The sequence below is a fragment of the Pseudomonas sp. MF08875 genome, assembly GCF_059862525.1.
The window spans coordinates 1-8,777 of the sequence record NZ_JCBCUW010000090.1; the positions used below are offsets into that span (position 1 = coordinate 1).

Genomic DNA, 8,777 nt, shown 5'->3' on the forward strand with positions numbered 1-8,777 from the left:
GAGTCAGCTGCCGGTAATGCGTAGTCATCTGCGCTTGAATCCTTCGGTGTGAGAGCCTGGATTCTACCGGTGGCTGGCTCTCTGCCTCTCGTTTCAAGCGTTGCGCTTATTCTATGAATTCAGGGCGCATAAACAAATGGGTAACCTGGCTGACGCTCGACGTTATCGTTTAGCGGCCCAATACGGCCCTGATTTGCTAGTGGTACCGAGCGCCAATCAACAAGTAACGTCCAAGGTCAAGCGAGAGACTGGAGGTCTGGCTCACTTTCTTCAGTTGGTCAATACCAAGGCTGTGCTGAACTTAAAGTCGGAGTCCGCCAGGACCTATTTGAACTATGCTTGGGTCATTATTGAACCACTGCTGCACTTGATTATTTACTATTTTCTGTTTGGCCGCCTCTTGAATGCGGGTGTAGAAAACTACGGCCTGTTTCTACTTTGCGGCCTAGTACCCTGGATGTGGTTCAGTAAAGCTATTTCCACCGGTGCAACCAGTATTATTGCGGGGCAGGGGTTGATGCTGAATAGCAACGTTACACCGGAGTTCTTTCCGCTGGTCAGCGTGCTACAGGCAACATACAAACAACTTCCAGCATTGCTACTTCTGTTGTTGCTGGGGGTCATTACCGACGAAAAAAGTTTGAGTTGGAGCCTGGTTTATCTTCCCCTGATTATTGTCGTTCAGTTTCTACTGACAGTAACGCTGGGTATGTTGGTCGCTGCAATTATTCCCTTTGCTCGAGACCTGGCCAATTTGATCGGCACAGGCCTGACACTACTGATGTTTTTATCCGGGGTTATCTACAACTATCAAGCCTTGCCCGGCAAGGTTGGCCAATGGGTTCAGTACAATCCTGTGACGCCATTGATTGCTGCTTACCGGGATGTAATCCTGCAGGGCAACGCCCCCAATATATCCGACCTTGGCTATGTGGCCGTTTTTGCCTGTGTCGTCGGCGTGCTTAATTTCTTTATCTATAAAAAACAGCGGCGAAATTTCGTGCGTAGGGGCATGGCGTAATGTCCACGGTATTCTTGTCGCTCAATGATGTCGGCGTCCGCTTCAAAATGAGCGGGGCAGCCAGCAGCAAAGGTTTCTTCGAACCGCTCAAGCACATCAATCTGGATGTTCGCTCTGGAGAGACTCTCGGCGTACTGGGGGCCAATGGTGCGGGTAAATCCACACTGCTCAAAATCATGTCGGGCGCCCTCAGGCCCGATTTTGGTCATGTAATCAACCATGGCGCCTCGGTTTCATTGCTCGCGTTACAGGCCGGGTTCGACACTAACTTGACCGGAAGAGACAATGCGATATTTGGTGGCATGTTGCTGGGCTACAGAAAAAAGCAAGTGATTGAGCGGCTGGATGAAGTCAAGGACTACTCAGAGCTGGGTGATTTTTTTGATGAGCCGGTCCGGAGTTATTCCACCGGTATGGCTTCACGGCTGGGCTTTGCCATTAGTACAGTCATCAGCCCTGATGTGTTACTGGTCGATGAAGTATTGAGTGTGGGTGATGCTCACTTCAAGAAAAAAGCCGAACGTACAATGATGCAAAAAATCGCTTCGGGTCAAACGGTTGTATTGGTTTCTCACTCGAAAAATCAGATAGCCAGTTTGTGCGATCGATGTGTAATTCTTAATAAAGGCGAAATCATTAGCGGTACGTCCGTAGATGAAATGCTGGATCGCTACGATGAAATTATGGATACCAAATAAACTGGTAAGGAAGTTTTTATGTATAAAAAAATTGTCGGCTCAATTACCTTGGGTATGCTTATTTCCTCTCTTGCTGCCTGCAACTCCGAAGGCGAGCCGAAGGTGGAGACAACCTCCTCTAATACTTGTGCTCTCGATGTAATTAATGGGGAGCGAGGGGCTCTTGTTCGACTCAAATCTGGAGTCGTGGATTTTCGCGGCTGGGCGGCAGATTTTGCTACCAGCACAGCGCCCGCTACATTGCAGTTAGTCTTCAAAGATAACGAGGGTCGCTCTTATCCTTTTGAAAGTAGTCTGCGCTATGAGCGCCCTGATGTAGTTAAAGCGTACAAGCAGGATGCATTTCTTAAGTCAGGATTCTCTGTAAAAGCCGATATTAGCTCATTGAAGCCAGGGGCATATGGAGTCGTAGTGAAAATGATTGATGGAAACCGAGTTGTGGTGTGCCCAATTAAGAAAAATATAATCGTGGAGTGATATCTGCGTTTAAATAGTGCGGTGCTCTTGGGCTAAAACGAGACCGCACTTTATTTTTTATTTGGGGTTGAAAGTGTGAAAATTCTGCAGCAGATTAAAAACCGATTGATGTATCCTGCGGCTTACGCATATATTTCATTTCAGTCTGAAGTTAATAAAATTAAAAGCTTGACCAAAAAAGACAAGGTGGTATTCGAGCAATCTTATGATGGTCGAAAAATCCTGTTGATGGCATTGTTCGAGAAGGGAGAGTTGCGTGATGATATTCGTCACCTTCTCCAGTGCGCGAAGCAGCAAGGTGCATATGTACTGTGCATTAACACGCTTAAAATAAATGCGCCAGAAAAGCACAGTGATTTTATTGATTGTTATATCGAAAAATACAACTTTGGTCGTGATTTTGGGAGTTACCAATCTGCATTTAGTTATATATATAAAAATGGTCTGGCCGAGAGCTGCCCTCGGCTGTTAATGTTGAATGATAGTATTTTTTACGATAAGGCGAAATGTGACCGATTTATCGGTGATATGTTTTCATCACCCTGTGAAGCTCTGGGAGGGACGGAAAATTTTGAGATTGAACATCACTTAGGGTCTTTCTGTATTGCGTTCGCAGGTAGCGTCATTCGTGCTCAACGCTTTCGGGATTACTGGAAGGCTTATAAATGTTCCGATGTTCGCCCCTTGGTTATTAAGCGTGGGGAAATGGCTCTTTCCAATGTTCTTAAAAAGTGCGTCAGCTCCCCGGATAATTTTAGAGCGCTGTACGATATAACGCGAACGGCCATGCATTTAAAAGAACATCCCGAGGTGCTAGACCAACTGTCTACATTATCTCGAGCAGACGAAAACCCTGAGTTTAAAAGTTTTTCATTCTCTGCGGTTACCGCAAAAATTGCTAGCAAATACCTGCATAATTCAACGCACTTAATTGGCCTGGAGTCCATTACTGCCGAGATCGATGATGTAAGTAGTTTGGGTGTGTTTTATGCGTATTCATTGCCTGAGTACTTTGACTTTATTGAAAAATCAATTTCTGTGCGTGGTAACGTTTCGGGAACGCTGATGTCATCAATACGCGAGGAGGTAACTTTTCTCTTCTTGGATTTCTTTATAAAAGGTTCGCAAATTCACCAGAACGGTATTTTTCTGCACAAAATTGGTTTGCCAATTATAAAGCTTGATGGCCTCTATCGTGGTGCATTCTGTGTTAGGGATGTGGAAGTAATTGCCAATGAGCTAGGCCGCGATGACGCAGAGAGTTTTCGTCGAATTATGTATTCGCGTCCTTATGGGAGAAATACTTTATTTGGTTGGAAACGGGCAGCGTTTGAGCGAGGGTTGATTTAGCTTATGAAGAATAACGCGTTGGGGCAAGTATCATGATCTTGACCATCTTCACAGATATTACTCCCTTGGAAGATAGGTTGACTTGCGAACGTTTTTTTTCGGGCGCTCTTGATAGTCCCTTGGCGGATCACACCTTTTGCAGAGGCAGCGTGGTGATTGCTGGTTGGTTGATTCCAAACAGCAATTCGGATCTTTATGAGCTTTGCATTGAGGGCGTGTTTGGAACAGTCAATAGCATTCCGCAAACGCCGCGCCCCGATGTTGCTCAGATAAAAAATGCCAGTCCAATGGCAGGGCAAGCCCAATTCAATGGGTTCTCCGTGCGTATTCCGTTATCAGAAATCATCAATATAAGTATATGTATTGGTGGCGAGAAAATTCTGTGGAAAGTGCTGAAGTCATTTGAAATCGATACTGATTTGGACGATGTATTGCTGTCGGCACTTGCCCATGGGACGACACATTCGAGTGTGCAGCACATCAGTGGTGCTTCCTATAGAGTTCCAGTAATCAATGGAGTATTTGAGCGAGTAAAACTTCATCGTTTAATTGCACTGTCGTCAATGCCTTTGGACGAAGTTGAAAAAGGCTATTTTGTCAGGTTCGTCGAGTATATTTCGGCACCGAATTTTTTCTCGAAGATGCTAATGTCCCATAAAGGCGGAGTTGGGATTATGATCCCTTCTCCTTTTTCGCTGTCATGGGCGGTGCTTGTGGGAAGCATTTTTGCCGAAGTAAATTATCTTGTTTTTGAGGTGGACGGTCAGAGGTTTTTTGTCGGTCAGAATTTGCATTCTGCCGACTTTGTCTACTTTCCTTCACGCTCGTTTGTTTGTCATTTGCCCGTACAGGGCTCAATTTATGAACATATACATGTTAAAGCCCTGATTGAGTGTGTGTCGCAGAAACCAGAGCTTTTTGCAGCTGGTTCTGGTCAGGTCGTCGGCATTCGAGATGTATTACTCAACGGCGTGAGTCCATACAACTTCTTTTATGACACACTTCCCGCTATTTATTTGGCAAGCTGTAAAGGGGGGCTTGAGTCTGTAAAGAGTTATCTTGCTGTTGATTCGCGCTGCTATCTGGCGCTGGATAAGTTATACAGTTTGCCAGTCGAGGTTAGCACCATCTCTACGAGTGTATTGAGAGAGCGCTCATGGGGGACTGGCCATGATGCGTTATGTGTTGCAGGGGTTAATTTCAAGTCTCTCAGTGATTTAGAAATTTCAAAGATGGATGCCCAAGTTGTCGGCTTGGCTGCTGCTGATATCGAGCTGACTGATAAGTACGCGGACTTGGTGAAGCTCTCTCCATTGATTTGGCTGGGTATCAGTGCCCAGAAACGGTCTTGGGTTAATCAGGAAGATGCGCTGATCGAGGTGATTGAGCGAATTTCAAATCAATACCCTGGTTACGCGCTGGTGATCGATGGAATGACTTCTAATATGTTTGAGTCCGGTACCAGCGTGGATTTTGCAGCGGACCAGGACGTGGTAAACGATCTTGTAGGTCGTTTATCTGGAAGTCCGGTAGTTATTAGCCTCGTCGGATGCAGTAGTCTGGAAAAAATCTTCGTTTCTTCAAAGTGTGATTTTTTTATTTCCAATTACTCCACAGGCTCCATGTATCCGGCTCGTTTTTCCGGTCTTCCAGGGTTGGCCCATTTAAGTAAGGCGATGATGGAAGTTGTGGAGAGCATGCATATTCATCGGCGCACGGTGGTTGTTTCGCAGGATGCTATTACCGATATTCCAGACCTGACAACGCATCGGCTTGATTTTGTGAGCTACAGCGTCGATAGCCAGGCATTTTGTGACTTGACGATGGATGTCATGAAACGCCACTTTTGATGTCGATGCACCTGGAATGTTGACCTTTCAGGTGTTGGTTTTTGTTACTTGAGCTTATAGTTGAGTGAGATTAGAGCCATGGTTGCTAAAGTGAATTTTCTTGACTGTACACTCCGAGACGGTGGTTATTACAATGCCTGGGATTTTTCTAGCGCATTGATTAATGAGTATCTACAAGCGATGTTGGCTGCTGGTGTTGATACGGTAGAACTGGGTCTTCGTTCGCTAAAAAATAACGGCTTCAGTGGTGCTTGTGCTTACAGCACGGATGAGTTCTTACGTAGTTTGCCGTTGCCCGAGGCTCTTGCTGTCGGAGTCATGATTAACGGTAGCGAGCTGGTTGGTGAAATACCTCAAGAAGAAGTGCTTGAGCGCTTGTTTCCGAGTTTGGCTTGTGACTCACCGGTTGATCTCGTGAGGATTGCTTGCCATGTACATGAGTTTGCAGATTCGCTTTCAGCCGTTACCTGGCTCAAAGAGCGCGGCTATAGAGTTGGCTTCAACTTGATGCAAGTGGCTAACTGTTCTGAAAATGAAATAAAAGCGCTGGCAAGGTTAGCGGCTGGCTATCCTCTAGAGGCTCTGTACTTTGCCGATAGTATGGGGAGTATGAGCCCCGATCAGGTCGCGAAAGTTATCCAGTGGTTGCGTAGCGAATGGTCCGGTGCTCTTGGTATTCATACGCATGACAATATCGGCTTGGCACTTGCGAATACATTGCGAGCGTTGGAGGAAGGGGCGACTTGGGTCGACGCCACTGTAACGGGCATGGGGCGTGGCCCTGGCAACGCACGGACCGAAGAGCTGGCGATAGAGTTGGCGGTGCTACGCGGTCACACGATCAATCTGGTGCCGTTGATGACATTGCTCCGTCAACATTTCAAACCGATGCAAGCACAATATGGCTGGGGAACTAACCCATACTATTATTTGGCCGGGAAGTACGGAATACACCCAACGTATATTCAAGAAATGTTGTGTGATTCCCGATATGGCGAAGAAGATATCTTGGCAGTGATTGAACACCTACGCCAAGAAGGTGGTAAAAAATTCAGCCTTAATACGCTAGATGCTGCCCGTCATTTTTACCGCGGGACCCCTAGCGGCCAATGGACGCCGAAAACACTTTTTGCCGGTCGCGATGTACTTCTGCTGGGAGCGGGTCCTGGTGTTGCCCGTCATCGGCAGGCACTGGAGCACTATATTCATAAACATCAACCACTGGTATTGGCCTTGAATACTCAAAGTGCAATTGCGGCGGGTCTTATTGATGTGCGTGTGGCCTGTCACCCGGTGCGATTACTTGCCGATTGCGAGGCTCATACCCGGCTGCCACAACCACTGATTACACCATTTTCCATGTTGCCAACTGATTTGCAGTGCGCGTTAGGTGATAAAGAAGTATTGGATTTTGGGCTTAAAGTTGAAGTGGGTAACTTTGCATTTTCCTCAACGTATTGCACTGTACCCACCTCGCTGGTGGTGGCTTATGCATTGGCTGTAGCTACGAGTGGCAAGGCGCAACGTATTCTGATGGCCGGCTTTGATGGATATGGAGCCGATGATCCTCGTAGCCAAGAGATACAAGATGTATTCGAGCAATATCAGAAATCACCCGAGGCTCTCCCTTTGCAGGCTATAACGCCAACGCGCTACGGACTGCATACCCTCTCTGTATATGCACTGTGAAGTATAAAATCAAAGGCGGAGGTGTCTCAGTATGAGAAGTGTCGTGATTATCCCGGCTCGTTACGGTTCTAGCCGATATCCAGGGAAACCACTGGTTAAGTTGTTAGGGAAACCCATGATTCTTTGGGTTGCTGAACTATCTGCTCGAGCGTTTGGGAAAGAAAATGTATATATCGCCACTGAAGATCGTCGTATAGCCGATGTGGTGGAAGACGCCGGTTTTCAAGCAGCCATGACCACTGATGATGCGCTAACTGGTACCGATCGTTTAGCGCAAGCTGCTCAAAGTATCGCTGCTGATATTTTCATCAACGTGCAGGGTGATGAGCCATTGGTCGATCCTTCCGATATTGTCAAGGTGCGTGATGCGAAGTTAATCCATATGGAGGATGTGATTAATGGGTTCAGCTGGTTGTCCGCAGGTGAGGACCCGCACAACGTCAATATTCCGAAGGTTATTACCGACGAGAATCATGGTCTCGTATATATGTCTCGTGTAGCGCTGCCCGGCTTCAAGAGCATTCAGACGGCGCCACTCAATTATAAAAAACAGGTATGTATCTATGCCTTTACGCAAGAAGAATTGAGTGCTTTTAGAGCTTTTGGCCGTAAAAGCGAGCTCGAGAAATGTGAAGATATTGAGATTTTGCGATTTCTGGAGTTGGGAAAGAAAATTCGAATGGTCGAGACTCGGCCGGGCAGCCTTTCGGTGGATGTACCTGAAGATGTTCCGAATGTCGAGGCTGCACTGCAAAGGTTGCATGGCTTATGAGGCTTGATCTAAGTAGCTATAACACGCTGGTCTTCGACTGTGACGGGGTGTTGTTGAATTCTAACAAGGTGAAGACGCAGGCTTTTTATTTGGCGGCATTGCCCTATGGTGACGCTGCCGCGCAAGCTTTGGTTGATTACCATGTGGCCAATGGTGGGGTGTCTCGTTATAAGAAGTTTGATTATTTTCTTAAGTCAATTGTTGCGGATCAATCCGATGGCCCTGGTGTCGACGTTTTACTCAGCCGTTATGCTGAGAATGTAAGAGAGGGCTTGCTCAGTTGCGATGTCGCGTCAGGTCTTATGGAGTTACGCACAAAAACCAACGTAGCACGCTGGCTTATTGTTTCGGGCGGGGATCAAGCGGAGTTGCGTGAGATTTTTCAGCTTCGTGGTTTGGCTAATCTGTTCGATGGCGGGATATTTGGTAGCCCGGACACCAAGGATGAAATTCTTGAGCGGGAGAAAGTTTCAGGGAATATTAAGTTTCCGGCTATGTTTTTGGGTGATAGTAAATATGACTATCAAGCCTCACATGCAGCGGGGTTGGATTTTATATTCGTGGCGGATTGGAGTGAGGTGAAAGACCCTGGTCAATGGTGCCAAGAGAACAGCCTTTGTGAAGTGCGCTCTATTTCTCAATTGATATAAGATTTGCATGGCGCTCTATTGTCAGGTTTCTTCACTCCTTTCGGTTATGTTACTTCGCGATGTGTGAGTGTTAATTTGTTTTTAATCGCCCAGCTCAAATAATATTTTCTCGATTCATCTGGATGAGGTGGCTGTGATTTCTCATCCTGAATTCAACACATAAGTGCAACGCTCACCCCTGTATGCACTTCGTACGGCGTCTTCCAGCCCAAGCGCTTGCGCGGGCGTAGATTGATCCTCGCTACTGTCCGATTGACGGCTTCGACGGTC

At 46.7% G+C, this 8,777-nt stretch carries 7 protein-coding genes and 2 pseudogenes; 8 read left to right on the forward strand and 1 reads right to left on the reverse strand.

Going from position 1 to position 8,777, the window contains the following annotated elements; all coding sequences use genetic code 11:
- The first annotated feature begins 136 nt into the window (after positions 1 to 136).
- The 8 genes and pseudogenes from AC19YT_RS27635 (at position 137) to AC19YT_RS27670 (ending at position 8,507) form a co-directional block, all read left to right on the forward strand.
- Positions 137 to 1,021: an ABC transporter permease gene (locus AC19YT_RS27635; RefSeq protein ID WP_500611339.1), complete on the forward strand. Its 885-nt coding sequence runs from the start codon at positions 137 to 139 to the stop codon at positions 1,019 to 1,021.
- A gap of 98 nt (positions 1,022 to 1,119) precedes the next feature.
- Positions 1,120 to 1,719: pseudogene (locus tag AC19YT_RS27640) on the forward strand (ABC transporter ATP-binding protein); the annotation flags it as partial.
- 18 nt (positions 1,720 to 1,737) lie between these two features.
- The gene (locus AC19YT_RS27645; RefSeq protein ID WP_500611340.1) at positions 1,738 to 2,196 is read left to right on the forward strand and encodes a hypothetical protein; all 459 of its coding nucleotides are present in this window, start codon (positions 1,738 to 1,740) and stop codon (positions 2,194 to 2,196) included.
- A gap of 75 nt (positions 2,197 to 2,271) precedes the next feature.
- Positions 2,272 to 3,546 (forward strand): hypothetical protein, encoded by a 1,275-nt coding sequence (locus tag AC19YT_RS27650; protein WP_500611341.1) that lies wholly within the window; start codon positions 2,272 to 2,274, stop codon positions 3,544 to 3,546.
- Positions 3,547 to 3,578: 32 nt separating this feature from the next.
- Positions 3,579 to 5,396, forward strand: coding sequence for a hypothetical protein (locus AC19YT_RS27655; protein ID WP_500611342.1), 1,818 nt, complete (start codon positions 3,579 to 3,581; stop codon positions 5,394 to 5,396).
- Positions 5,397 to 5,474: 78 nt separating this feature from the next.
- On the forward strand, positions 5,475 to 7,085 hold the full coding sequence (locus AC19YT_RS27660; protein ID WP_500611343.1) for an aldolase catalytic domain-containing protein: 1,611 nt from the start codon (positions 5,475 to 5,477) through the stop codon (positions 7,083 to 7,085).
- Positions 7,086 to 7,116: 31 nt separating this feature from the next.
- Positions 7,117 to 7,857, forward strand: a complete 741-nt coding sequence (locus tag AC19YT_RS27665) for a 3-deoxy-manno-octulosonate cytidylyltransferase (RefSeq protein ID WP_500611344.1) — start codon at positions 7,117 to 7,119, stop codon at positions 7,855 to 7,857.
- Positions 7,854 to 8,507, forward strand: coding sequence for an HAD family hydrolase (locus AC19YT_RS27670; protein ID WP_500611345.1), 654 nt, complete (start codon positions 7,854 to 7,856; stop codon positions 8,505 to 8,507). The genes AC19YT_RS27665 and AC19YT_RS27670 overlap by 4 nt, the downstream gene beginning before the upstream one ends.
- A 152-nt stretch (positions 8,508 to 8,659) precedes the next feature.
- On the opposite strand, the pseudogene AC19YT_RS27675 reads toward AC19YT_RS27670, so the two are convergent.
- Positions 8,660 to 8,777, reverse strand: a pseudogene (locus tag AC19YT_RS27675) (IS30 family transposase); the annotation flags it as partial.

Excerpts from the sequence above, each read along its gene's own strand:
- AC19YT_RS27635 (WP_500611339.1), top strand. The coding sequence starts at position 137 with ATGGGTAACCTGGCTGACGCTCGACGTTATCGTTTAGCGGCCCAATAC.
- AC19YT_RS27645 (WP_500611340.1), top strand. The coding sequence starts at position 1,738 with ATGTATAAAAAAATTGTCGGCTCAATTACCTTGGGTATGCTTATTTCC.
- AC19YT_RS27655 (WP_500611342.1), top strand. The coding sequence starts at position 3,579 with ATGATCTTGACCATCTTCACAGATATTACTCCCTTGGAAGATAGGTTG.
- AC19YT_RS27660 (WP_500611343.1), top strand. The coding sequence starts at position 5,475 with ATGGTTGCTAAAGTGAATTTTCTTGACTGTACACTCCGAGACGGTGGT.
- AC19YT_RS27665 (WP_500611344.1), top strand. The coding sequence starts at position 7,117 with ATGAGAAGTGTCGTGATTATCCCGGCTCGTTACGGTTCTAGCCGATAT.
- AC19YT_RS27670 (WP_500611345.1), top strand. The coding sequence starts at position 7,854 with ATGAGGCTTGATCTAAGTAGCTATAACACGCTGGTCTTCGACTGTGAC.